19 protein-coding genes and 5 pseudogenes are annotated in these 24571 nt (G+C 53.3%); 10 read left to right on the forward strand and 14 right to left on the reverse strand.

From position 1 onward, the window contains the following. Positions 1-253: 253 nt before the first annotated feature. The gene (locus tag AC5S26_RS29085; RefSeq protein ID WP_494188449.1) at positions 254-481 is read right to left on the reverse strand and encodes an SDR family NAD(P)-dependent oxidoreductase; all 228 of its coding nucleotides are present in this window, start codon (positions 479-481) and stop codon (positions 254-256) included. Positions 482-671: 190 nt separating this feature from the next. Here AC5S26_RS29085 and AC5S26_RS29090 point away from each other — a divergent pair, with 190 nt between their 5' ends. Next, positions 672-1622: an AraC family transcriptional regulator gene (locus AC5S26_RS29090; protein WP_494188450.1), complete on the forward strand. Its 951-nt coding sequence runs from the start codon at positions 672-674 to the stop codon at positions 1620-1622. Here the strand turns inward: AC5S26_RS29090 and AC5S26_RS29095 are convergent. Both AC5S26_RS29095 and AC5S26_RS29100 read right to left on the reverse strand, forming a co-directional pair. After that, positions 1619-3041, reverse strand: a pseudogene (locus AC5S26_RS29095) (Tn3 family transposase); the annotation flags it as partial. The gene AC5S26_RS29090 and the pseudogene AC5S26_RS29095 sit on opposite strands and share 4 nt — an antisense overlap. Before the next feature lie 39 nt (positions 3042-3080). Continuing rightward, a pseudogene (locus tag AC5S26_RS29100) lies at positions 3081-3164 on the reverse strand (hypothetical protein); the annotation flags it as partial. Positions 3165-3417: 253 nt separating this feature from the next. Between AC5S26_RS29100 and AC5S26_RS29105 the strand changes: the two are divergent. From AC5S26_RS29105 to AC5S26_RS29125, 5 genes and pseudogenes are all read left to right on the forward strand, one after another. Further along, positions 3418-4716 carry an O-acetylhomoserine aminocarboxypropyltransferase/cysteine synthase family protein gene (locus AC5S26_RS29105; RefSeq protein WP_494188451.1) on the forward strand — a complete coding sequence of 433 codons (1299 nt, stop codon included), beginning with the start codon at positions 3418-3420 and terminating at the stop codon, positions 4714-4716. Further along, the gene (gene metX / locus AC5S26_RS29110; protein ID WP_494188452.1) at positions 4713-5804 is read left to right on the forward strand and encodes a homoserine O-acetyltransferase MetX; all 1092 of its coding nucleotides are present in this window, start codon (positions 4713-4715) and stop codon (positions 5802-5804) included. Before AC5S26_RS29105 ends, metX begins: the two co-directional genes overlap by 4 nt. 226 nt (positions 5805-6030) lie before the next feature. After that, positions 6031-6794, forward strand: a pseudogene (locus AC5S26_RS29115) (ISNCY family transposase); the annotation flags it as partial. Between the two features lie 635 nt (positions 6795-7429). Continuing rightward, the gene (locus tag AC5S26_RS29120; protein ID WP_494188453.1) at positions 7430-8404 is read left to right on the forward strand and encodes a PLL family lectin; all 975 of its coding nucleotides are present in this window, start codon (positions 7430-7432) and stop codon (positions 8402-8404) included. A 1419-nt stretch (positions 8405-9823) separates the two neighbouring features. Beyond that, a complete protein-coding gene (locus AC5S26_RS29125; RefSeq protein ID WP_494188454.1) occupies positions 9824-10702 on the forward strand; it encodes a manganese catalase family protein in 879 nt (292 codons plus the stop codon). A gap of 109 nt (positions 10703-10811) precedes the next feature. Here the strand turns inward: AC5S26_RS29125 and AC5S26_RS29130 are convergent, their stop codons facing one another. From AC5S26_RS29130 to AC5S26_RS29145, 4 genes are all read right to left on the reverse strand, one after another. Then, positions 10812-11438, reverse strand: a complete 627-nt coding sequence (locus tag AC5S26_RS29130) for a DUF3341 domain-containing protein (protein ID WP_494188455.1) — start codon at positions 11436-11438, stop codon at positions 10812-10814. 45 nt (positions 11439-11483) lie between these two features. After that, positions 11484-11864 (reverse strand): BON domain-containing protein, encoded by a 381-nt coding sequence (locus tag AC5S26_RS29135; protein WP_494188456.1) that lies wholly within the window; start codon positions 11862-11864, stop codon positions 11484-11486. A gap of 223 nt (positions 11865-12087) precedes the next feature. Beyond that, positions 12088-12255 carry a low affinity iron permease family protein gene (locus AC5S26_RS29140; RefSeq protein WP_494188457.1) on the reverse strand — a complete coding sequence of 56 codons (168 nt, stop codon included), beginning with the start codon at positions 12253-12255 and terminating at the stop codon, positions 12088-12090. 169 nt (positions 12256-12424) lie between these two features. Next, positions 12425-12904 (reverse strand): ferritin-like domain-containing protein, encoded by a 480-nt coding sequence (locus AC5S26_RS29145; RefSeq protein WP_494188458.1) that lies wholly within the window; start codon positions 12902-12904, stop codon positions 12425-12427. A gap of 713 nt (positions 12905-13617) precedes the next feature. Between AC5S26_RS29145 and AC5S26_RS29150 the strand changes: the two genes are divergently transcribed. Continuing rightward, positions 13618-13893 (forward strand): hypothetical protein, encoded by a 276-nt coding sequence (locus AC5S26_RS29150; protein ID WP_494188459.1) that lies wholly within the window; start codon positions 13618-13620, stop codon positions 13891-13893. 409 nt (positions 13894-14302) lie between these two features. On the opposite strand, the gene AC5S26_RS29155 is transcribed toward AC5S26_RS29150, so the two are convergent. Together AC5S26_RS29155 and AC5S26_RS29160 are read right to left on the reverse strand one after the other, a co-directional pair. Then, a complete protein-coding gene (locus AC5S26_RS29155) occupies positions 14303-14785 on the reverse strand; it encodes an SOS response-associated peptidase (protein ID WP_494188460.1) in 483 nt (160 codons plus the stop codon). A gap of 1318 nt (positions 14786-16103) precedes the next feature. Beyond that, the gene (locus tag AC5S26_RS29160; protein ID WP_494188461.1) at positions 16104-16412 is read right to left on the reverse strand and encodes a hypothetical protein; all 309 of its coding nucleotides are present in this window, start codon (positions 16410-16412) and stop codon (positions 16104-16106) included. 245 nt (positions 16413-16657) lie between these two features. Between AC5S26_RS29160 and AC5S26_RS29165 the strand changes: the two genes are divergently transcribed. Then, complete coding sequence (locus AC5S26_RS29165) at positions 16658-16915, forward strand: hypothetical protein (RefSeq protein ID WP_494188462.1); 258 nt, start codon at positions 16658-16660, stop codon at positions 16913-16915. A gap of 631 nt (positions 16916-17546) precedes the next feature. Here AC5S26_RS29165 and AC5S26_RS29170 read toward each other — a convergent pair. The 5 genes and pseudogenes from AC5S26_RS29170 to AC5S26_RS29190 form a co-directional block, all read right to left on the reverse strand. Beyond that, positions 17547-17747: a hypothetical protein gene (locus AC5S26_RS29170; RefSeq protein WP_494188463.1), complete on the reverse strand. Its 201-nt coding sequence runs from the start codon at positions 17745-17747 to the stop codon at positions 17547-17549. A gap of 493 nt (positions 17748-18240) precedes the next feature. Next, positions 18241-19536, reverse strand: a complete 1296-nt coding sequence (locus tag AC5S26_RS29175; RefSeq protein ID WP_494188464.1) for an FAD-dependent oxidoreductase — start codon at positions 19534-19536, stop codon at positions 18241-18243. A 323-nt stretch (positions 19537-19859) separates the two neighbouring features. Continuing rightward, positions 19860-20450, reverse strand: coding sequence for a peptide deformylase (gene def / locus AC5S26_RS29180; protein WP_494188465.1), 591 nt, complete (start codon positions 20448-20450; stop codon positions 19860-19862). A 176-nt stretch (positions 20451-20626) separates the two neighbouring features. After that, on the reverse strand, positions 20627-21901 hold the full coding sequence (locus AC5S26_RS29185; RefSeq protein ID WP_494188466.1) for a glycosyltransferase: 1275 nt from the start codon (positions 21899-21901) through the stop codon (positions 20627-20629). A 688-nt stretch (positions 21902-22589) separates the two neighbouring features. Continuing rightward, positions 22590-22945: pseudogene (locus tag AC5S26_RS29190) on the reverse strand (IS6 family transposase); the annotation flags it as partial. A gap of 270 nt (positions 22946-23215) precedes the next feature. Between AC5S26_RS29190 and AC5S26_RS29195 the strand changes: the two are divergent. Together AC5S26_RS29195 and AC5S26_RS29200 are read left to right on the forward strand one after the other, a co-directional pair. Continuing rightward, positions 23216-24286, forward strand: a complete 1071-nt coding sequence (locus AC5S26_RS29195) for an epoxide hydrolase family protein (RefSeq protein ID WP_494188467.1) — start codon at positions 23216-23218, stop codon at positions 24284-24286. Positions 24287-24361: 75 nt separating this feature from the next. Further along, positions 24362-24571 (forward strand): annotated as a pseudogene (locus AC5S26_RS29200) (IS6 family transposase); the annotation flags it as partial.

Genomic DNA, 24571 nt, shown 5'->3' on the forward strand with positions numbered 1-24571 from the left:
TCGAGCATAGGAATTCGCATCGAAGTCGGAAGTAGTATCCGCGCGCCATTTCGATAGAGTCTTCCTCAATCTTGATTTCGAGATGACACTTCAACAGATCGAGAAGGACATCGTCTCAAGGCGCGTTTCTCTACCGAGGTCAGCCGAATCGGACCAAGTAGATTCGTGGTGATAGTGGAAGTTAGCAAGTTTTCATCGATGGTGCCCTCCGCATCATCAAACTGCATGATGCTAGCGTTGTTGAAGACGACGTTCAGGTCTGGATACCGCTCGATGAGTGTCTGCGAACGGACGCTGTGCTGGATGCGCTCTCGAGTTCCAGGGATCCCATTGCTGGATTGGCCGTAGTCACCTCCAGAAGGCTTTGCCGCCGGCCAGAGATGATGACCTTGCTACCGAGATTATGAAGAGACTCCGCAATACCGCGCCCGATGCCTGATCCCCCGCCTGTGATGAAGACCGTATTGCCTGTCAGTTTCATTGTTCTATTCCTTATGTCCGCTCATGTTGGGGCCGAAGCCAATTGTTCTATAGAATGCAAGACCCATCTCTTGAAGCTGAGTTACTTCATAGCAGCCTCTGTTGAGAAGGTACTTCTCTGCACCGGGCTACGTGAATGCCGGACACTTCCAGAAACACGCCTAATCCGTCCATGAAATACTGAGGTAGATATGAAGCAACGTACCCATTCCGCGAAGCTGTCAGAGCTCGCAACCTATCTGCATCGGCATACCGAAGCGGACGCTGGAGCAAACTTGATGACCACTCCGATCGAGGGTCTATCCATTCGTCGTTCCAACCCGATGAAGCAACCCATGCAGTGCTTGATTAAGCCAGCCCTCTGCATGACGGTTCAGGGAAGCAAGGTCGCGACCTTCGGCACGAAGCGCTACGACTTCAGCGCCGGCGAGGCCCTGGTGGTGACAATCGATATGCCGACCCGCGGCACGGCATTTGCCGCGAGCAGTACCCAACCTTACCTGGGGCTTGTGTTTGAGCTTGATTTGGAAATGTTGCAAACTGTGGCGGACGACATTCAGTTGGAACAGAAGGCTGGAAAAAAGGATACGGCGTGCGTTGCGTTCGTTCTGGAGATGAATGACCAGCTGGTCGATTGTGCTCTGCGCGCGGTCCAACTCCTAGAGGTTCAACACAGGCCCAAGGCCATCAAGGCTCTGTATCCAGCAATCATGCGCGAGCTATGCTACTGGCTGCTGAACAGTCCCCGCGGGGCGCAGGCGCTATTGCTGGACAGGGGACACGATCGCAACCTCATGCAGACGATTCATCTGCTCCGCGATCGCTTTCGCGAATCCCTCCGGATCGAAGATCTCGCCCGAGCCGCAAACATGAGCCCGACTACCTTCTTTCGGCAGTTCAAAGCTGTTACGTCCATGGCTCCGCTTCAGTATCAGAAGCAGCTTCGGCTTTTGGAAGCACGGCGGATGATGATATTCGGTGACGCGAATGTTGAAACAGCCGCTTTTGACGTGGGATACGCAAGCCTGTCCCAGTTCAGCCGTGAGTACTCCCGCGCATTCGGAAACTCACCTCGGCGGGATGCCTTAACTTTTCGGACGGCCCAGGGGTCCCTTCAGAAAACGGACCATATCGTACGTTAGGGCTGCCGAAGCGGCCTGAACTTGTTCTTGCGGAGTCTTGCGGTGTCGCCGGTGAGATTGATGTGTTCCCATCCGAGCGGTGAGAGATGCTTTCGCAGCGCTGGATCGAAGGCGTGACCGTTGTTGTGTAGAGCGTTGGTGGCTCGTTCGAGGTAGACGGTATTCCACAACGCGATGGCGGCGGTGGCCAAGGTGAGCCCGCTGGCGCGATATTGCTGCTGCTCGAAGCTGCGATCGCCGATCTCGCCGAGACGATAGAAGAACACAGTCCGGGCGAGCGCGTTTCGAGCTTCACCTTTGTTCAGGCCAGTATGCACTCGCCTACGCAGGTCAACGCTTTGCAGCCAGTCTAGGATGAACAGTGTGCGCTCGATGCGACCAAGCTCGCGGAGCGCAACGGCGAGCCCGTTCCGACGTGGATAGCTGCCGAGCTTGCGCAGCATCAGCGAAGCGGTGACCGTGCCCTGTTTGATCGAAGTGGCCAGACGCAGGATTTCATCCCAGTGGGCACGAATGCTCTTGAATTGGAGAGTGCCGCCGATCATGGGTTTCAGGGCGGTGTATGCCGGCGTTCTCTTTGGCACGTAGGGTCTTGTCTCTCCCAAATCGCGGAGCCGCGGCGCAAAGCGAAAACCCAGCATATGCATGAGCGCGAAGACGTGATTGGTAGAGCCTGCAGTGTCGGTGTAGTGTTCCTCGATGCGCAGGTCCGACTCATGGTAGAGCAGGCCATCGAGCACATAGGTAGCATCACGGACGCCCACGTTGATGGCCTTCGCGTGGTACGGCGCGAACTGATCGGAGAGGTGAGTGTAGAACGTCCGTCCCGGCTCAGCGCCATACTGCTGTCCGTCGGACGATGAGGTTGTGCCGTCGCCCCAGTGTTCGGCAAATGGATGACGGGACTGGGCGTTGACCAGCTCGGCCAGAGCCTTCGAATAAGTCTCGTCGCGGAAGTGCCAGGCCTGTAGCCAGGACAGTCGCGCGTAGGTCATGCCTGGGCACGACTCGGCCATTCTGCTCAGCCCGAGGTTGATCGCATCAGCCAGGATCGCGGTCAACAGCAGAGATTTGTATTTGGCAGGCTCGCCGCTCTTGAGATGGGTGAAGTGACGCGTGAAGCCGGTCCACGCATCGACCTCCAAAAGCAGTTCCGTGATCTTGACGTGCGGCAGCATCATCGCCGTTTGATCGATCATCTGCTGCGCTGCTTCTGGAACTGCCGCATCGAGTGGCGTGATCTTCAGTCCTGCATCAGTGATGCTGGCATCGGGCAACTGATTCGCGGATGCCAGGATGTTGACCGTCTCAAGCTGTTGCTCAAGCAAGGAGAGTCGTTCGTGCAGGTACTCCTCGCAGCCGGTAGCGACAGAAAGGCTTGCCGGCAGTCTTGAGGGTGGTGAACTTTGCGGTCGGGATACGTTTGCGGCGGCTTTGCTTGAGACGGTAGCTGTCGCCGTTCATATCGAGGATGTGGGCATGATGGATGAGGCGGTCAGCAGGGCGCCGATGAGTCGTTCCGATCCGCGCACTTCGGTCCATTCGGCGAAAGGCAGGTTGCTGGTCACCAGCGTCGAGCGGCCGTTGTTCAAGCTCATTTTCCTTGAAAGAGAACGGCAGCGAAGGCTCGCGCTATGAGCAAAGCGTGTGCTCTCCCGAGCAGATTCTCAAATCTGTAAATGACGATGCCGAGGGAATAAAACCGATCGCTCGATTGTTGTTTCTAGTGTGTCTGAAATAGAGGTTCGTCTGAGCCGGAAGACACGCGATCTCGTTTTAAAGGTAGGTGCCGGAAGTGTCAGTCAAACAACAATTCGCGACGTTAGCTGTGCATGCAGGGCAGAAGGTGGACCCAGCCACCGGATCGCGGGCCGTCCCTATATACCAAACCACATCGTATGTTTTCAACGATGCAGATCATGCCGCGCGTCTGTTTGCACTGCAAGAGGTCGGCAATATCTATACGCGGCTCATGAACCCGACTACCGATGTATTCGAACAGCGCTTGGCGGCGCTGGAAGGTGGTGCAGCGGCATTAGCGACGTCCTCCGGCCAAGCTGCTGAGACCTTGACAATTCTTACTCTGGCTGGCGCGGGCGATGAGATTGTCTCCACCACTTCGCTCTACGGCGGCACATATAACCTCTTTCACTACACGTTGCCGAGACTCGGTATCAAGGTACGTTTTGTGGATGCCGACGACTTTGATGACATTCGCTCCGCCATCAATCTGAAGACTCGTGCGCTCTACACCGAAACGATCGGCAATCCAAAGCTCGATGTTGCCGACATTGAAGTGTTGGCGGCTATCGCTCACGAGAATGGCATTCCATTAGTGATCGACAATACGTCGGCTTCACCTGCTCTGGTTCGGCCTATTGAATGGGGAGCGGACATAGTTATCGAATCGGCAACGAAGTTCATCGGCGGACATGGAACATCCATCGGCGGCATCATTATTGACGGCGGCAACTTTGATTGGAAGGCATCGGGTCGCTTTTCTCACTTTGTCGAACCGGATCCCTCCTATCACGGGATCTCCTTCGTCGATGCCTTCGGCCCGCTGGCCTTTATCATCAAAGCGCGCGTGCAGGGTATGCGTGACACAGGTGGCGCAATCTCACCGTTCAATTCATTTCAATTGTTACTCGGAACGGAGACTCTTCACCTACGCATGGAGCGCCATTCGCAGAACGCGCTGGCCGTGGCGGAGCATCTGGATCGGCATCCTAGCGTAGCCTGGGTGAACTATCCGGGATTAGCTTCGAGTGCCTATCACGAGCGCGCCCAGAAGTATTTGCCCAGCGGCCAGAGCGCGTTGGTCACATTTGGAGTGAAAGGCGGCTTTGAAGCAGCCAAGACGCTTATCAACTCGCTCAAGCTCTTTTCATTGGTTGCGAATATTGGCGATACCAAGTCACTGGTCATTCATCCGGCCTCTACCACACATCAGCAGCTCACCGAAGAAGAGCAGAGCGCCACCGGTGTCACTCCGGAACTAGTGCGGCTTTCGGTTGGGATTGAAGATATCCGCGACATCCTTGCGGATATCGATCAAGCCCTTCTGACGGCAAACGGCAGCAACCCAAGATGATAGGTCCTCACCGCCCCATACTTGCCGAAGGAGACTTTCAGTTTGACGGCATGGTCTCACTCGAAAGCGGCGAGGTGCTTTCGCATCCCACGCTGCACTATGTGATGTATGGACATTTAAACCAGTCTCGCGATAATGCTGTGCTGGTATGTCATGCTCTTTCAGGGTCAGCGCGAGTGGCGGAGTGGTGGCCGCAACTCTTTGGTGATGGTGGCCTGCTCGATCTGGAGCGCGACTGCGTTATCGGAATCAATATCTTCGGTTCGTGTTATGGGTCGACGGGACCCAGTTCCGTGGACCCAAAGACGGGTCGGGAATTTGGCCCCACATTTCCGCTCATAGATGTCCGCGATATCGTTCGTGCCCAGGCTAGGTTAATCGAGTTTCTTGGCATTTCAAGGTTGAAGCTAGCGATTGGCGCCTCGATCGGCGGTATGCAAGTGCTGGAATGGGCAATTCTTTTTCCAGATCGCGTTGCACGTGCGATCTGTATTGGTATGGCACCGCTGGGAGCGCGAGGCCTCGGGCTGAACCACATACAACGTCAGGCCATCCAACTCGATCCACGCTGGATGGACGGATACTACCCTCCCGAAGAGCAGCCACAACGTGGTCTCGCGCTGGCCCGCGCACTGGCAGTTATCAGTTATAAATCGGGAGCATTGCTGGAGCAGCGTTTCAATCGCAAGTCTAACCGCAACGGAGAGGATCCTTGGATCTCCACCGCCGCGGGACAGGACGGTCGCTTCGACGTTGCGGGATTTCTCGATTATCAGGGCGAGAGGTTCAACAGTCGATTCGACGCCAACTCATACATTGCGATTACCCGGACCATGGATACTTTTGACCCGGCGCACGTCCACCCTTCGCCCTTTGCAGCGTATAGTCGCATTCAGGCTCATCTCACATTGGTTGGCATTTCTACTGACTGGCTCTTTCCGCAGGAAGACGTTCGTTCGCTCGCGTCGATCATTACAGCAGCTGGAGCCCGCTGCGACTATCGCGAAATGAAATCGCTGCACGGCCACGACGCTTTCCTGGCAGAGCCGGAACAGTTGGCACGTCTTCTTTCCCCAGTCTTCAAGTGAAACCATCCTAACAATTCCCGTAGAGGATGCGTGTGGGCGCGCCGCCGAAGCTCATCGAACGAGTTCTCAGTGTGAATGACTTCACCATGTCTCTGTCGAGGTCGTTGAAGCGGCACGGGACAGTCTGGTGATCGGAACAAACTGACCGAGCGTACGCCAATTATTCCCGAAACATACGCCAAATAATTCCGAAACTCGGCGCCATTTAAAGCTGAAAGCTACACACCTGATGCAGCTAAAGTTTGTCCAGAGCGAGAGCACCGAGTCGTACTTTGCTGCGCTACGAGACTATCTCACAATACACGGCGCCCCAGTCGCTTTCTACTCCGACAAGCACACCGTATTCCGCGTCAACCGTGATGCCAAAGGCGGTCCCGGTATGACACAGTTCGGAAGAGCCCTCGCCGAGCTCAATATAGAGATTCTGTGTGCGAACTCCAGCCAGGCGAAAGGTCGAGTGGAGCGCGCGAATCGAACCTTGCAAGATCGACTTGTGAAGGAGCTCCGGCTCGCTGGCATCAGTGATGTCGTTGCAGGTAATGCCTTCCTTCCTCAGTTCATCGAGCGTTTCAATGAACGCTTCGCCATCGCGCCAGCCAATTCGCAAGACCTTCATCGCCCACTACAGATCACGGGAACCAGATTAGGTGGCATCTTGTGCATCGTGAACAGCGCTATGTCGGTGCGCAGCTGACGTTTCATTATGACAGGAAACAGATCATCCTCGAGCAAACAGAAGTTGCCAAGGGCCTAGCCGGTCGTTACGTGGAGATCTACGATTACTTCGAGAATCCACATGAGGTCCGCTGGCAAGGTCACGTACTTCCCTATCGCGTCTTCAATAAAGACCAGACCGTTCGCCCTGCCGCCATCGTCGAGAACAAACGCCTGCGACACGCTCTGGCCGTCGTCAAAGCGAAACAGGAACACAGACTCGATGTGAAAATCATGACCAATAGTGAAAGGGTGGCCTACAAGAAGCGTCCTCGCCCAATCTATGGACCGGACTTCGAGGTGACGATTGATTCGCTTGCGAACGAACCAAGTTCAGCTTGAACATCGTCACTACCGAGGAGGCGTTGATCACGCAAAATCGTAGCTGCATTACCTTTGGCAAGCAAGGGTAGATTGTAGATTCATGTACTTGGATCCTAGAGTGGATCGAGGATAGATCCTATGCTCGAACGGACATAAAGCTCTATTCATCGTCCAATTCGTTGGTATTTGGCATAGCCTTCCATCAGTCCGATTCGAAATAAGAGATGCCGACAGGTAGTCGCCACTTTATAAGTGGATTAAAAGTAAAATCCTAAGTTCTCAATAAATGAAGTATGAACAAGCGTGCCAACTAATATAAGGCTGGTAAGTGGAATAAACCTTTGAGGGAGATGTTATTTATAAGGTGGCATGGAGAATCCGGCGATTGAAGCCAGGGCCCACCAGGTCGGGAAGCGATACGACCCAGTCAGGGACGGCTTGAATGTTTGGGAACGACATGCTCATTCCAATATTCGTGCAGTGAGTATGTTTTCTCTCGGTGGAACGGCCACCCATGAATAAGTGGCAAATCCCTGGACGTTTTGAGAGGTCTGTAAGTTTTGAGAAAGTACGTTACGAACAGCACTTTGAGCAAGATCATCTTAACCGCATTCCTGTTCGCGTTTTTCGCGGCATGCACGCTGTCATCATTCGCCCAGGCGCTGCCGGGCGAATCCAACAACTATGTACCACAAGGCGGAGGCAATGTGAATACGCCAAGTGGCTATACCGAAGCCAGAGACCCTTCGGGGGACACCATTGTAAGAACGTTTAGAGGAACTGACAATCGAGTATGGGTTCAAGTAGGGGACGGAAACACCATGACGATTGGACACGGCGAAACGCAGACTTTTTATACTCCTGCGATATCTTATTATGGCAACGGCCAGTTCCTAATCCTCCATACCGGCACCGACAATCGTATGTATTACTCAATTTTCCTCCCTGGCCTTACCCTATCAACGGACTGGGAGCCGATTCCTCAACAATCATCGACTGGGCCCCCTTCCATTGCGTGGATAGACGAGTTGCAAGTGGTCGTGGGGTACATAGGCACCGACGGTCAATGGTGGTCGACATTTATAAGCGACGGTGAATGGGCTAACTCGCGGGTTATAGGGAATGGTGGGGTCATCCCATCAAGCGGGTTTCTTGCGCCGAGCATTGCTTACGACTCCCTCAACAGCCGTTTGTGGGCTCTAGCCACATATGGTGGCGATCTCTACTACGCCGTTATACCTCGGCACGCCGAAAACTGGTCAACCTGGCAACACGTCAACGGTAGCCCTCCGCCGGTCCTTGACTCGCCTTCGATGGCCTTTATGCCCAATGGCAACATGTTGATAAGTATTACGGCTGTTAACCAACATCCGTACTTCGCCGAACTAGATGATGGCTTGCGATTGCTGAGGAATTTTACAGAGGATGCAACGGGATGGCAGACGAACCATACGGTCAACATCATGGTCGTGCCGAATCAGAACAACAATCAGGGCCAGGCGTATGCGATGTTCACTGGAAATGATAATGTCGGCTATTGGAAATATCTAGCTAACCAGTAGTATTTCTAAGTCCGACTCCGTGAGTCGTCCTCACAGGGCTCTGGCCAACAGGACGCCTGCAGAGTTCGACTGAAACAAAAAACAGGCCGAGAACCAACCCTCTAACTGGTATCGACAATCCAGGTCCCTCAATTCGGTCGAAGATTAACATTGCTCCTCGTTCAGAATTACCGGGGCCGATCACTCATCGCGACAGAACTGTGAAGGGGAGCTACGACAGGCCGCAGCTTCCCTTCTGTCTCTTCTACATCCTCCACTTAGTATCTCCATATCCCTAACCTCATTTTCATATATCCGGATCGAAGTGCTGCAAAACGATCCCTGACATCGTGCCCTTGATATAACCCTAGGTAGGCACTGAATAGATATCCCAGAGTGACAATTTATTCCGTTGATTAAATCTAAGATTCGCTGAAAGCAATTCGCCCCCTTTGGGCAAAACTTCTTCCGGATGTATTTGGCCGTAAGGCCCTTGACAATCGACATGCTGCGGTAGCAGCACTAGACGCACAGCTGGTGTGCATGGTGAAACGCGGGCACAGAAACAATTGATTGCGGCACATGTACCGACTTCCTATGGAAGCGCCTCCTGTCACTCTTAGCTCATCTTCAATGCAGGGGACATCGCTAGCTCCTTTTGCGTATTCGAACGACGCAGTCTTTTGGGTTCGTCACAGAACTTGCTCCCTTGCAGACGTAATGGAATAGACGCATAAACGCTTGACTGCGTGGTCTGGACTTAAACCGCCCAGAGGCCCATCCTTGACGGGCCTCTGAGATGGTCCAGTCGCGGTTTAGCCTCACTTTTCGGAGTTGGGCTTTGCCATCTTCTCGTTCATAGCACCCTTTACGTCTCCAGGTGTCACATTGGCCTACTCATGTGCGACATCTTCATCGAAGGTGAGTTTCGGCGGAAGCCTTGCCCAGCGCTCCCAGGTCGTACGCCGGTGAGGTCTATGAAAGCTGGAATTGATCGATCTCTACGCACTTGAGTCGGCTCGCATAGCGCTCAAGATGGGATAGCTTTGCTCCTTCAGCCAGTGCGGGAAAGCACGCAGAATGATCCTTTGGCACGGCCCACTTTGCAGTTCCTACCAGGTATTCCATAAGGAACCAGCGTACCCTGGCTGAGGGACTATGCGGAATGGATATCGACCTCTGACCGCCGCCGGTACACCTACTTCGTATACTGCCGCCCGATGAGATGAAGATCGAGCTGCTCGAAGCGCATAGTATGCAGCTGCCGCTTAATAGCGCCTAACTCTTCTTCGGGTCGGCTTAGCTGCGCAACACAAAACTAGTCTGCTGACATCACGACGTAGAAAATCTCATAGATTCGCGTTACGTCGCTAGCGTATTCATTCACTCTCTGCATCGTATTGATGTACGCCGCACGCAAATTGAATGTGAGGTTCGCTCATGTACCACCATGTCAAGAAGTTGATGTACACCGTAAATATCGGTGAGCCAGATGTCCGGTTTGGAAATATGTTGTTAGAGCAATTTGGGGGAGCCAACGGGGAGCTGGCTGCTGCGATGCAATACACCATTCAAGGATGGAACTGTATCGACGACCTAGGCCGTCGCGATCTCCTTATGGATATCGGAACAGAGGAACTTAGTCACCTCGAGGTCGTGGGCGCGTTGATTAGAATGCACCTAAAGCCACTCAAGACCAATCGCGAAGCAGCGGAAGCGGACCCCTTGATTACGATTGCTGGCGGTGGCGGAGTAAACCTATTTGATTCGATGGGGAATGCGTGGACGGCGAACTACCTGAAGATCACCGGCGAGCTGGATGTGGATCTTCGTAGCAATATCGCTGCAGAGGCACGCGCGAAGATTGTTTATGAGCGCTTGATCGACCACACCAATGATCCGGGCTCGATTGATACCCTTCAGTTCTTGATGACCCGCGAGATAACTCACATGAAGGCTTTCCAAGCCGCCCTCGACAGCATGGAAAAGCAGCCATTTTCGATCGGAATGCTGAAGCCGACTCCCGGAATCGTGGATGAGTATTTCAACGGGTCAACAGGAGATGGTCCAGAAGGCGACAGCGACATGCGTGGCCCATGGAATTCATCTTTCGGGCTCCATCCGGTAGATTCGCAGATTGCTGGAGGAAAGGGCCTCTCTGTGAGTGATATCAATGGCAAGATCGACGGCGAAGACCGAGGAAAGCAGGATGATGCACAGAAGGCAACAACATCTCCCGGGGAGCAAGCGATCGGCAAAGCAAAGGCAGCAAAAGGACCGGGTAAAAAAGAAGCGACTTCCATTAAAAAGCGATCTTGATGAACGGCAGGGGGAGCGACTTGCTCGGCAGCTTGATCGGATTCGCTCGCATGCGTTATGAGGCCCGCTGATTTTCAGCGGGCTTCATGATCAATATGGACCTGGCGGGTCAGGGTTTTTCTACAATGACGGGCTCAGTTTCGTCGGAGTTCCGCACGATCCGATCTCCGTCGGAGATAGTCCCGAATGTGCCTCTTCCCCCACTCTTATCATCAGTACCCGACTCATGAGCTGAAGACATGTCAATAGCGCCCGTCTCCTTGAGCGACGCTTTGGCAACATCGATCTGCTCGGAGCTGCCGCAGTGAACCGAGAGGAGAGTTCCGCCACCCTTCACTGCACCTTCGTAGCGTTTGGCTTCATATTCCGGGATACCTAGACCGACGAGCGCTCCCACTATTCCTCCGACAGCACCACCGACCCCCAAGCCCGCTAGTGCACCCATAATGGGTCCCGCGGCGATTAGTGGGCCAACACCCGGAATAGCCAGGGCTCCGATGCCGGCTAGAAGTCCTAGCGTTCCTCCGATCGCGCCTCCGGTGGCTACTCCCGTGGCAGTGCCTTCCGGAGCCTTGGTGCTCTTTTCATGAGCAAATGCGCGTGTGCTTTCATCGTCAGGAAGCAAGACCGAAATGGACTCGTTGGTAAATCCCTTCGACAGAAGGTGATCTACAGCTGCTTCCGCCGTTCCGGGGGTTTTGTAAATACCGAAGACTGCAACGTTTCTCTCAGACATGGAAACTCCTTAACTTTTGATAGCGTGAACCGTAATCTAGGGCGACTAGGGCTTGACGGTTAGTTGGTTGGTAACGTTTTCAGCAGGGATAACATTCGCCAAATCTGAAGTGATCCGCTGCTTCTCTTCCTCTGATTTCACTGGGCCCTTGAGCGTCACCTTCCCATTCATGGTTATGATCTTGATGTTGTGGGCATACGATGACAGTTCTTTATCTGCGATGATCGCCTTACGCACCTTCGCGGTGGTGAGACGGTCATCTGAGGAGTTGGGCTGATTGTCTGCGGTCTTTTTGTGATCGGCATTCATTCCAGAGTTATCTGGCGATGCTGATTGACCCGTTTGAGCCATGCTGAGCGAAGGGGAAACCGAACAAACGACGGCAAGGACGGCAGACGCCGCCAGGGTACTTCCGGAAAAATTCATTTGAGACCTTTCGACTGGATGTCCGGGCTTCCGAATCAACGCACGATGGGAGGACGCGAAGTACAGTACTTTGTCGGACGGCGAATGTCTAGGCTAGAGTTGTCCATCCATACTCTCGTACCGCACTATTACACAAGAATGACGCTGCCCTGCAATTGCCGGTGACCATCATCCGCAAGTCTGGGCTTACGAGTCTTGCGATGAAGGCTCGCGCGTCGCGATTTCAGCTGTTTGGAATAAGAAACACCATCAGCAAGGTAACGGTGGTTGTATCGGTACTCATGATCAGTTGCCAAGTATCGAAGGAATGCATGATCAGTTGCCAAGTATCGAAGGAATGAAAGATGGGCCCTGTCACGGCCCAGAACATGATGGCAACAACAAAGCCCATTGGGAAGCCAACTTAGAAGCAGTTGCTGCAAACCGACCCGAAGGCATCTCCCTCAGTCTTTCTTGTCTATCTGTACATCGATATGCCCCACATACAGACGCCTCGGATTGGGATTGTTGTTCATGACGCCTTCAAAGCTGCGAGAGTGAAAGCTTCGTTCCTAGGGCCTTTAGGCCTCTTGCTTCGCCTTGGAATTGACCTGTTTGGAAATCTCGCTAAGCTTCCTGTCCGCGGCCTTCTCTTCCGCCAAGGTCTCGTCCAGTAACTCGGCGACTTCACGCTGACCGAGCAGCTTGGCAAACTCGCGAGCGGAGCCGTAGCCAGCCATCTCGTAGTGCTCAACACGCTGGCACGCGGATATCAGTGCCGCATCCCGCACCGTACTCTTCTCAGTATCTTCAAGTACTTCCGAACCTTCTTCGAGCACACCCTTCATACCTACACAGGTCTTGCCCGTCATCTTTTTTCTAACGATCTCACCTATCTTTTCGAGACGTGCGACCTGGCCCTTCGTCTCTTCCAGATGACTCGTGAGTGCATCCTTCAATTCCGCGGAAGTAGCGGCTTTCACAAGTTGCGGAAGTGACCGGATGATCTGTTTCTCCGCCGAATATAGGTCCTTTAGTTCATCTACCAGAAGTTCTTGCATTGTCTCTACGCTCATAGATCACCATTTAGCTGAAAGTTAGTTCTGTTGATAAGAGTGCAGACTTATTTAGTAAGTTGCATACCGATTGTTGGGTGGGTAGCCGTCTATCGGCGGTGCGGGTTGTCGCCGCTGGCGAGGAGGCCCCTTGCCTACCTAGGAAGTCGCCGCTTCCGCTTACCTCCATTCATCGCTAAGTCAAGCCGTCCATTTGCTTCTTTAATCGGAGAACCGGTCTCGGGCTATTGGAGGTCCGTGACGTTGTCAGGCAGCTCCCTGATGACTTACGAACGCTCGTGCACAGAAGCCCCCTTCGTACGCTACTTAATTCCAAAGATCTCCGACAATAGTTCCTCACGCTACAACTCAATGGGTCTTCGACGGGCTGGCTCTTTCAAGGACCTGCCCGGCCGCGTCCCGGTCAGGAGGTCGCCACGCGCTTGGAAAACTAGTAAGAGCCCCTTCCTTCTCATGTAAACGGCTTTTGATGTGTGGGACTTAGACGTCCCGACCCACCATGCAAAAGCACAGGAGCAACTTGTATATGAAGTAGGGCTACAGGAGAAGCTAGATGCTAAGCCCTGGCCAACATGCTGGGGCTTTTGCTTTGTGTCCTTCAGTCCAACACGAACTGCCGCGAAGCACAAATTTAAGCACCCCGCCCTCGCAAACATCCGAATCGGCATCGTACCAATTACGACCAGGAGACGTATCTCATGACAGATAATCGAGTGATTAAAGGGGAAGCAAAGGAAGATCAGGTCACAGCAGCAATCGAAAAAGTAACCTCGCAGGTTCCATCGAGCGCGTATCTTGCGGCAGCGGTGGTATCTATCGTGGCATCACTCACGTTCAAGATCTCTAAAAAAGATCACGCAGCACTCTTTGTGGGCCAGTGGGCTGCACCGTTCTTGTTGTTCGGAATCTATAACAAACTGGTCAAACTTCACGGTTCCGACGCCACCACTGGCGAACCTCAGCCACAGGCATAAGGGGAATGGAGGCGTCTTTTCCTGGGCTAGGACAGCCCTCCTCGGTTGGGCTTCTTTCTATCCAAGGACACCTCGGTCGGTATGTTTGAAGCATCGCGACAGATCCGACAATGCTTCGCGTGTCCGAGCCACTGGAGTTCGGCGTTGACTAGCGGTTTACGACGAATCACAGGATCGATCTTCGCGTCGGAACGGATTGCTGACAATGCGACTTCAGCGTCGATGAGGCTTCGGTGCAAGAGCGCACCTTTAATACAAAGCATGGCCATAGTATTGATGTAGATGACCCTGAGTTCGGCCAAGTTGTGTCGTTCGAACCGAGATGCGTTATATGGGTAGATGGAGGAAACGGGCACAGGCACTCAGGTTCTATTTGACCGTTTGTAGATGCTTTACATCTGAGGTCTGCTCAGCAGTTCGGAATAGATCTCCAATACTTGCTGTCCAATAAATCGGCTGAATTGTTGCGGGCGTTTCCTACATCTTTATTGACCTCAAAGACTTCCATTTCCTCTGTTGGAAACGGTCTTAGGAGGTCGACGGGTGGTTGTTCTGTAAGCTCGCGATCAAGCCAACGGTTGTATTCACTTTCGTGGAGAATGACTGGCATTCGATTGTGGATCGGCATCATCAGCTCGTTAGCGTCCGTGGTGATGATCGTATAACTCTGGAGCCAGAGTCCATCGACGGGGTTCTTCCAGGCGTCCCAAAGTCCAGCGAAGGCCATCATCTGACCATTACTAAGGCCGAATGCGAACGGGCGCTTATTCTTTGGATCATCATGGGTCCATTCGTAAAAACCAGAGGCAGGCACGAGACATCGGCGCTTCTTGAACGGTTGAGCCCACCATCCGAATGTGACGCTATCGGAAAGGTCGCCGTCTTCTGACAACTTGGCCCTGACGGCGACCTCCTAGTTTGCGCCTTCGTACACGATGTCGAAGCCTGGAGGAGCCTCCCCGGCATCCACGCAGTTCGACAAGGGGTCTGGCGGGGGAGAGCTTGGCTGTCTCTATAAGGCTCCGAGGGCATTTCCAAACCCTCCTGTAATGATTAGATGCTCTCTCAAGGCAGGAGGGCTTCGTGACGCTACTCCTCCAGCTTCCCTTCAATTGATTCAACTGCTTCCTGCCAGCTCGTCTCGGCGGCTGGCCACATGAAACGAGATCGTCGGTTTATGCCAATCCGACCACTCCAGCTGTCACTGTGCCTGTAGTAGCGGCCACCACAAGTAAGCCTCATCATCCGGTCAGGCATCTTTTGTGCATCCTATACGCCAATGGGTGTCAGCAATGCTAATGGCTCGGCTGCTCTTAACGACCGCAATACTACTCTCAACCGGAGCCTGTTTCGCGCAGAACACCGCGCAACCAGCAGAAAAGACTCACGCCGCCAAGCCAGCGAAACCTACAGCAGCAAAGCCAGCGAAACCGAAGAAGGAAAAGGACTCAAAGCAAACAGGCACGAAACTCCATCCTCAACAAGAACAGGCTTATGCTCAGGCATATAAATCAGGCGCTGCTAAACCCTAGTCTTCCCTAAGCATCTGTCTTAGAGAATCTATGACATGCTGCGGCACAGCGTCCACAGTTCGAGAGGCATAAATACTTAGCTCTTCAGTAGCGGACTGGATCTTCAGTGTGAGCATCTTGGGGTATTTGTGACGGATACGCTCATCAAGATGACTTCCAAACAGACTTGAGTTCCTGCCAAGGAGAACCAAGTCGAAATCGGTAGTTAGCAGCAGACTCATCGCCTCATTGTCGTTGGCGGCTGCTTCGACCTTATAACCCTGAGACTCAAGCAAAAGCACTCGGGTATGAAGGAGATCCGTATCATCTGAGACAGCGAGGACACGCTTTAGGGTAGGGCTATGAGTCACAACTCGTATTCCCTTTGATATATGTAATATACCCCGACTAAGCGGCGGATCGGTTCTTTGCATCTCAAGGTATGGGATGACCCTTCGATTTAGTTGGTAAGGGCCCTTAGAGGCTAATCCCAATGGGCAACAAAGAAGATCGACATCCTCCGACAACACAAGAGCAAGGGTTCTCCAACAGGCTTGAAGCGTTTCACAACCTCCTTTACCTGATGCGTTTGGAGATAGATCAACCCTCAAAACTAACGGTCTATCTAGATTGCTTTGAGCGCATTCTCAAGGACATGAGAGCAGAAGCGAAGATCTAAATAAGTATTGCAAGACACCCTTAGTCTTTCCAACTTCCACCAAACCGGCCCTTCACTTCTCCCAGTTCGTAGCGATTCGGGAACTCCACGGTCTCTCCCGCACGCAACTTCTTGACAACGTGCCGCGCCATCTCCGGTGACACGACCTTGCGGAAGTCACTCTCGAATGTCCCCACGTTCACTGCCCACCACTTATGAGACCGCTGTTCATTGGCAGCGATAAAAGTGACGGTCTCAAGATGACCTTTGAACTCGCCCTCAGGGAGCAGGAACGGTACGGCAACGTATGCCGAGATGAAGCGTGGGAAGCCAGGCGCAAGGAATGTCATAACAGGGCCAACGGACGATGCGAGGGGACTACGGAACCGGCGGCGATGTAATCGGCTGGCTCCCCTACAGAACGTCATTGACCAGACTATGGCGAGGTCAGATATCCGGCTGGACATGCGCACCATAGGAATGGGACGCGCGGCCTCGGGGGCGGAAAGCGTGACGGCAGCTTAGAAAACCTGGATTGGCTATGTGCTTGCTGTCATTGGGACCAGCACATACCGGCCAAAGTGAAGAAGGCACTATGAGAACTCTAGGCAATAGGATGTTGGCGGCAGATGAGGACCGATTTTATGCAGGTTTCATACCGTTAATTGTCGTGCTAAAGTTCGATATCGGAACTCGCGTAAGAATCCTCAGCGATCATCCACACGTAGGAAGGGTGGGGCGGATCGAGAGCGTCGACCAGCTTATCGTTGGGCCTGTGGTCTGCATTCGCTTTGAGGACGGCGAGGTCTGCTATGTGTTTCCGAGGAAGCACAAGTTGGAGGTGGTGAAGTAGTGGACGGATAGGCTCGACAACCCCCAGAATTAACATGCTTGTTCTGGTTGTGCCATCACGACGGGGTTATTGTTAGGGGGTTATTGTTAGGTAGGGTGGACTTACACGAGGGAGTGTGCCGACGTAGGTCGCGCACTCCCACCTGATTCCCACATTTAGGGCATTGCAGCTTCGCCTTTGGCCTGCCTCCGTTATGAATCCGGCGGCGTTTGTTGTTTCTGCGGCCTGATTCGGCGGCTAGAAGCTTATCAGGGACTTGTTTGAGCCATTCGCAGATTGAGTCTTGATCGTCCGTACACAAACTACTGGCGTTTGTGCTTGAAACCCACAATTATTGCCAACTAGAAACTAATTGTGGAGACGAGCGTTTTACCGTCTTTTCTGCATTTTGAACAGATTGTAAGGTGCCACTGTATGAACCACTCGAAGCTCATTACCGACAGCTCGATTGTTCGTCGTGAGACGATATCTGACTGCGCCATTAGCTCCAGATGTTGGTTAGCGGCGTCTGTCTCGGCTTGGAGTCGGTCGTATTCCTTACACACGGTTCATCTACGATGCCGCGAAAGTGTTGCCTGGCAGTATGGACAAAAACAGAATGCTGTTGCAATTAGATAAACCAAGCTATCTCTTAGACAACTTCGCGGGGTCGACTTATATCCGGAGGAGTTGAGACAAACTGAGCATCAACAACGGTAGTTTTTATTTCAGTGATGGGAAGCGGTGGAAGAACGAGGAAGCGGATCTGCCGATAAATCTTATTGCGACGACCACAGAAAACGAAGACTGCAATGATGCCGAAAGCTACAACGCCGTCGATGATATGCGACATATTCACCTCTCGGGCGAAAGCAAACAAATGTGAAGACAGCTATTGGACGACCACCTCAACTTTATCGTTGTACGAAAGCGCCGATCTATCTTCGCGAACACGATCTGGAAAGCCGTATGCTGATCTCTTAGCCTAATGGGTGTTGCCTGATATCCGACAAAGATGCATCCCGAGGCTTTCAGTGATGAAGCGAAAGAGGAAGGGGGCTCACCGGAGTCTCCGCAGAGCGTTGCTGGTTCGGAAGACCACCAAAGCGAGGATGACACCCAGAAGTACGGATTCGGTTTCGAGAAGAATCTCTAGCGAACGATGCTGCTGACCACTTATACGCCCGGCTGATTTCGGAGGGGTGGCAGATCTACGGCGAATCACCATCGAAGCACAAACAACAGTAGTTTGTGTTTGAGCGAAAAAAGAAGTATTGTCCGTTCCGAACACAATTTTTTGCTCATACACAATTTGCATAAGGACCGTACCGCTAGAGTTCACGCTCTTAGACCACTTTTCCGTGAAAGCGATAATAGGAATTGGTTACTTTTTGCTTCAACGGTGGTACGGCATTTACGATACGCATTCCTGCCCGAATCAAGCTCAGCTGGACGGGACCGAGGACCGGTCGATGCATCAGACTCCGGCCATCGAAACGTTTAAGCGATTCTGCAACTGCATCAAAGCCATATTTCAACATCTGTCTTTCATAATCGATAACGGCATCTCGGAGAGATTGGCTTCCGCGTGCAACTTCTCTAAGAAGGCCTGACAAAAGCTCCGCGTCGCGCAACGCAGTATTTGCTCCTGCGCCGCGGCCTGGTGTCATCTGGTGAATAGCGTCACCAAGCACCGTAATTGGCCTGTAATCCCAGATCTTAACGGGTACCGACGTCCGTATGCTCGAATAGAGCACACTGCTCAAGTCGGTGTTGCCGATGAGCGCCCTAAGATTTGGATGCCAGTCGTGCGTCACCGTGAGAGCGAGCGAGATGACTTCCGCGGGATCTTGCGACATAACTGTCGTATCTGTCGGCCAGTTCCACTTAGATCCCCAAACTGCCCAAGCAATACAATCCTCGGTGTCGTCGTAATTCATCCCTGGCCATCGCTCGAGAAAATCAGCTCTCTCATCACGGTATTGCCCGCTCCTATCGAAAGTGAGTACGTGGACGACACCGCCGAAGCCCTTCGGTGTGGAGATCAGCGTTACGCCCCGCTGAACCTTCTCAGATAAGAGCGCACGCGTCTGCTGATTCCATGGAGCCTTACCCGCGACCCCAACTATTCCCGTATCTTGGATCACGGCATGAGGGAGCAATTGCCTTCGAACTCGAGATTCCGCTCCATCCGCACCGACGATTAGATCGGCAGTTACGGTGCTCCCGTCAAGGAAGTGAGCAGTGACCTTTCCGCCTTCACGCTCGGTATATTGAATAAAAGTCTTTCCGAAGTGAACACGATCTTCTAACCCAGTCATCAAGACCTGTCTCAACGTCATCCTGGTTGTTGAGCGGCCCACACCGAAGTCCTCGAGATCCAAACTGAGCACCTCTTGCATCTGCTCAGTTAAATAATTAAGGTACCTTGGCGTGCGGCCACACGCTTCCAGGAAAAGATTGAAGGTATCGGTTGGCAAACAATTCCTTAGCGCCCGTGTCCCCAGTTGATCAATACCTACACGATGCCCTGGAAGTCGTACAGAGCGCGACGGGTCGCGCTCGAATACATTCACTTGAATCCCCATGCTATGTAGCGCCTGCGCCAGGCAAAGCCCACCGGTCCCTGCTCCGATGATCATCACATTTAAAGATCGCGACAAGTCAGTTCCAATCAAAGAAAGTATTAAATTAGAGGCGTAAGCCTTAAAACGGGTAAGGCGCGTCCTGCCTGTTGTTTTCAGAATTATTTGTCGTAGCGTCTTAGAATTATTTGTCGTAGGAAAGCGATCCGCATGTAGGCAGCCTGCGCCATAAATGACGCCTTAACCATTGGTTCCGAAACTATCTGCTCCGTCTTCTACTGGGGCTTCGTGAGCTATACGACAAATATCGACAAAAACCTACGACAAATAAATATCAAAGCTACAGGTTCCCATCGAGGCATAGATCATAGGCTCGCCGGTTAGCCGTTCCCAGGGAAAGTCTGCGTCAATGACACAGCGGGTGCAATGTACCGCTTATAGTGTTCAATTGTCGTGAAGGTTCCGCTCTCCATGCGATCGATATAAAGCACGCCATTCAAATGGTCAATCTCATGTTGAAGAACCCGGGCGTAAAGACCCTCTGCCTCAATGAACTGGGGTTCGGCCTTCTCATTCAGACAGGTCACACGAACAGACTGCGCTCGCAAAACATTTGCCATAAACCCCGGAACACTGAGGCAGCCTTCGTACTCCGAGACTTCGGAGGAGGACGAGAGGAGCTCGATCCGAGGGTTAATAAGGACGCGATAGTCGTAGAGGGTACTCTGCCACTCTTTCACCTCGGCTTCGTTCAGCTTCCTATGAAACTCCTGCCTGTCTTCGAGGACTGCCAGTTGCAGGGATTCCCCAACCTGCGGCGCTGCCAAACCCACTCCAGCAGCACGCCACATCGTCTCCCTCATATTCTTAATAAGATTCTGGATCGTTGGACTCAAGATTTCTTCAGCGGACAGCGTGCGCGCGGTCTGTCGTAAGACAGGGTCCCCAACGGTACAGATATTCAGAGCCATGACGCGTAACCTCCATTCTCTTTAGGAGCTATTAATAAACACCGCAAGTCTTTGTTTATTCCCGCGCGTCTTTCTTGAGCTTCTCCCCACCCCTGGCCCTCCTGCTCACTGATCAAATCCCACACAACCTTCGCATTCTTTGCAACAGAGCCCGAGAGACCTCCAGAGGGCGGTTCTCAATGGCTTGTTCCGAAGGCGTGCTCGATCGCTTCGGCGGCGACATCGAGTCCACGGCGCTTCGCAATCACGTTCCTGAAGTACTGCGCCTTTTCACGATACGCGGACGCGTGCAGAACTTTCCGAATCAGCTCGTGGAGGCCGTCGACGGTAAGGCTGTCGACTTCAAGAAACTCGCCGACTCCGTGGTAGGCGATGCGGATAGCGACTCCGAACTGGTCATAACCGATAGGGATGGCCACCATGGGCACGCCCTGTGCAAGCGACTCAAGCGCCGTATTGAGTCCGGCGTGGGTAATGCAGAGCACGGAACGCTTGAGGAGTTCGAGTTGCGGAGCCTTGTCGACGGCGATGACGTTGGGTGGGACGGGGCCAAGATCGGCCAGCTCGATATTGTTCCCCTTCGCGAGGACCACCTGGATTTCGGGCATTCGTCCGACCGCGGGCAGGATAGTTTTATAGATGCTATCGAGGCCGTTCACCAGGGTTCCCAGCGATGCATAGACGAGCGGCCTACCATCCAGCTTCTCCCAGGGAAACGGGACTGACTGGCGTCCTGCCTCATCAAAAAAGGGTCCGGCATAGTGGAACGTCGGAGGCCACGGAATCCCGGGCAAGTCAAACTCTTTGGGTGTTTGCGACACGACGGCTGCGGCATGTCTGGAGACGGTTGCAGGGGGATTACTCCAATCGAGCTTCAGGCCGGCCTGCTCGGCATATTCTGCGGCGAGAGGTTGTACGAGACCGAAGAATGAGTTGTCGCTCTTTTTCAATGCCTCTAGATTGCGGGCGTGCGCATCGAGCGTGTTATCGTGCGGCCCGGACACAGTAGAAGGAAGCGTGGTTCCTGAAAAATCGATGTTCAAGACGGCCCATACATGCGCATACGGGATGCCCAGGCTCATGGGGACGACCTCGAGGTACATATGGATGGTGTCGAGCACCAGCGCCTCAACGCCTGTTTCGGCGAGTACGCGCGGCAGGTGCTGCGACGCTATCTGGAAGAAGGCTCTGCCTGCGCCAGCGACCGTCCAGCGTGTTACTTCCATGCCGTGGATCTTGGCAACCGGAGCGACAGCGCGGGCGCATGATCCTGCGGGGAACTCCTCGTCGCAGTAAGAGACGAAATTCAGTCCGGCGGCGCGGACGTAGGGGCCAACATCAGGAACCCCGATGAAGACGATCTCGTGTCCTCGGGACTGCAATTTGCGGGCCAGCGCGGTCATTGGATTGAGGTGACCGACGAGCGGCATACTAATAAAGCCAATTTTCATCTTAAGGTGCTCTCAATTCTGGTGGGGTCTCGCGTCCGGCAGAAGCAGCTGCAAACCGTATCCAACATGCGCCGGTCATGCCGCCCGCAAACCCCATGGTGCGGTGGGTGAATGAGTACGCCTTCGTCTCCATTGCAGACTCGACCTTGCCCCACCTAATGACCCCAGTCAGAGAATGAATCGCTGGCCAGACCACGAAGAAGAACTAACGCAGGTCCAGAGCCGAGGTCATAATAGAGAATAGTTTGACCGAATACCTTGCTCGATTTCATCGGTCCGGCTTGTACGATCTCAGCATTTGCCCTCATGCAGCCTCTGGTGGAAGAACAGCATTAAAAAGAGCCGGAATAAATAAAAGTCTGATTGTCATAATGTTTTCTCCCAGGGCAACACGGCCGTAGCCGTTGCGAGGTCATGTACTTGAATCCTAGAGTAGATCGAAGATAGCGCCTATGCTCGAACGGACATAAACCTATATTGATCCTCCAATCCGTTGGTATTTGGTAAGCCCTTAATTGCCTGATCGACACAATAGATGCCGACAGGTAGTCACAAAATAGGATCCTACGTTCTTAAGAAGTGAAGTGAGAACAAGCGTGCCCCCTAAATATAGGGCTGGTAAGTGGATAAAAAATAGGAATAAACCTAGCGAGGGAGGTGTTTATAAACCGCATGGAGAATTCGGCGATCGTTTCGCGGCAGCCGCATCGCGTTTGGCGGTGAGCAGGAAATCGATGGTCTGTCCGGTTGAGTCCACCGCTCGATACAGATACTTCTCCTGACCCTTCACCTTTATATAGGTTTCATCTACGCGGTAACTTTTGTTCGTGGCCTTCAGATGCGGGCTACACCGCTTGTTCAACTCCGCGGCGTATGCTTGCACCCACCGCCAGATGCAGCTGGCATCCACGGCAAGTCCCCGTTCCTTTAAATAATTCCGACACATGCTCGTAAGCTAGCTGATATCGCAAATACCAACGCACCGCTGTCAGGGATCACCTCACCTGCATACTGGCGCCCCTTAAATGGATTTCTAACATCGATCGGCACAGTTTCTTACTCTAACAAATTCGCATTTCTAAACTTCGGAACGGAACCCTCGCGGTGCTCAACCCTGAGGTGCTTGTCGGGGCCCAGATTGACGAGGACGTAATAGCCTGCTCAGCCATCGGTATGAACGATTGAATTGAGACTGGCCCTGCCACGAATGACTGCTTGCAGCGCGGCTTCGGAGGCATTGGGTACGATGGCGGCGTAGAAGCACCACCAAGCCCATCGACTATACTTGGTTATAGCGAAGAGGAAGTTGTTCCTGTGAAATCATTTCGGATTCACGTTGCGGATGAGGTTCTGGACGATCTGCGAACACGGCTGCGCCGCACAAGATTTCCAGACCAGATATCCGGCATCGGCTGGACACAGGGCACCGAATTGGGTTGGTTACAGCGACTTGTGTCCTACTGGAATGACGAGTTCGACTGGCGTGCGTGGGAGCAGAGACTCAACGCAATGAACCACTTCACCTGGGAGGGTATCCATTTCGTGCATCAGCGGGCAGTTTCAGGGCGGGGTATGCCGCTGATCCTAACTCACGGTTGGCCCTGCAGCTTCTTGGATTACGTGGAGATGCTACCGCTGCTGCAGAATTTCGACTTAGTCATACCTTCCTTGCCTGGTTATGCATTTTCGCCACGCCCACCTCAGGTAGGCGTCAACTATCGGTATATTGCAGAGCGCTGGCATAAGCTTATGTCCAAGTTGGGTTACACCCGCTACGGCGCGTGCGGTTATGACTTTGGAGCCGGAGTGTCGGCAATACTTGCAATGGACTATCCCGCATCGGTTATTGGCATCCATCTCACCACGCCAGACATCGCTCCCGTTGTGAACGATGCGGAGCTGTCTGATATTGAGCGTTCGTATGTCGCTTCGGTCCGCGGGTGGAACGCTACGGAGCGTGGCTATAGCGCAATTCAGTCCACCAAGCCGCAGACCGTCGGCTATGGACTCAACGACTCCCCAGCGGGGCTGGCGGCGTACATTGGTGAGAAGTGGCACTCGTGGAGCGAGCTGACGCCGTCAGATGACTTCCTCTGCGCGACACTCACCCTTTATTGGGTTACGCAAACTATCACATCGTCGATGCGAGATTATTGGGACAATCGTTGGTATCCGATTGACACCTCCTACATCGGCATTCCTACAGCGTTCGGCGTCTTTGCGCACCAGAGCGTTCCCGAGGGTGAGGTGCCTCGCGCCTATCTGGAGCGCCTTTACAACATTCAGCGCTGGACTATCTTTCCTCGCGGCGGCCACTTTGCCCAGATTGAGGAGCCAGCGGCAGTCGCGGCAGATCTGATCGCCTTTTTTCATGATTTGAACTGAAGGTCTATGCCGACGGCTCTGTTGCAAAGTTTGGTTGTCCGCGTGAGAATTGGCTGAACACGAGCGGAGCTGGTCATGTCAGAGTTCAAGTGGCGTCAATTTGATGGCGAGATCATCCTTTGGGCGGTGCGTTGGCACAGCCGCTATGGTGTCAGCTTCGCGATCTCGAGCAAATGATGGGCGAGCGCGGCGTGAGCGTCGATCACTCCACGATCTACCGTTGGGTTCAGAGGTACGCGCCGGAGATGGAAAAGCGGCTGCGCTGGAAGTGGCGTCGGCCGCAAT

The organism is Edaphobacter sp. FHG110511_03 (assembly GCF_059115365.1).

What these genes read in the sequence shown, in the direction of transcription:
- AC5S26_RS29085 (WP_494188449.1), bottom strand. Translation starts at nt 481, where the DNA reads ATGAAACTGACAGGCAATACGGTCTTCATCACAGGCGGGGGATCAGGC.
- AC5S26_RS29090 (WP_494188450.1), top strand. Translation starts at nt 672, where the DNA reads ATGAAGCAACGTACCCATTCCGCGAAGCTGTCAGAGCTCGCAACCTAT.
- metX (WP_494188452.1), top strand. Translation starts at nt 4,713, where the DNA reads ATGATAGGTCCTCACCGCCCCATACTTGCCGAAGGAGACTTTCAGTTT.
- AC5S26_RS29125 (WP_494188454.1), top strand. Translation starts at nt 9,824, where the DNA reads ATGTACCACCATGTCAAGAAGTTGATGTACACCGTAAATATCGGTGAG.
- AC5S26_RS29130 (WP_494188455.1), bottom strand. Translation starts at nt 11,438, where the DNA reads ATGTCTGAGAGAAACGTTGCAGTCTTCGGTATTTACAAAACCCCCGGA.
- AC5S26_RS29135 (WP_494188456.1), bottom strand. Translation starts at nt 11,864, where the DNA reads ATGAATTTTTCCGGAAGTACCCTGGCGGCGTCTGCCGTCCTTGCCGTC.
- AC5S26_RS29140 (WP_494188457.1), bottom strand. Translation starts at nt 12,255, where the DNA reads ATGGGCTTTGTTGTTGCCATCATGTTCTGGGCCGTGACAGGGCCCATC.
- AC5S26_RS29145 (WP_494188458.1), bottom strand. Translation starts at nt 12,904, where the DNA reads ATGCAAGAACTTCTGGTAGATGAACTAAAGGACCTATATTCGGCGGAG.
- AC5S26_RS29150 (WP_494188459.1), top strand. Translation starts at nt 13,618, where the DNA reads ATGACAGATAATCGAGTGATTAAAGGGGAAGCAAAGGAAGATCAGGTC.
- AC5S26_RS29160 (WP_494188461.1), bottom strand. Translation starts at nt 16,412, where the DNA reads ATGACATTCCTTGCGCCTGGCTTCCCACGCTTCATCTCGGCATACGTT.
- AC5S26_RS29165 (WP_494188462.1), top strand. Translation starts at nt 16,658, where the DNA reads ATGAGAACTCTAGGCAATAGGATGTTGGCGGCAGATGAGGACCGATTT.
- AC5S26_RS29170 (WP_494188463.1), bottom strand. Translation starts at nt 17,747, where the DNA reads ATGTCGCATATCATCGACGGCGTTGTAGCTTTCGGCATCATTGCAGTC.
- AC5S26_RS29175 (WP_494188464.1), bottom strand. Translation starts at nt 19,536, where the DNA reads ATGATCATCGGAGCAGGGACCGGTGGGCTTTGCCTGGCGCAGGCGCTA.
- def (WP_494188465.1), bottom strand. Translation starts at nt 20,450, where the DNA reads ATGGCTCTGAATATCTGTACCGTTGGGGACCCTGTCTTACGACAGACC.
- AC5S26_RS29185 (WP_494188466.1), bottom strand. Translation starts at nt 21,901, where the DNA reads ATGAAAATTGGCTTTATTAGTATGCCGCTCGTCGGTCACCTCAATCCA.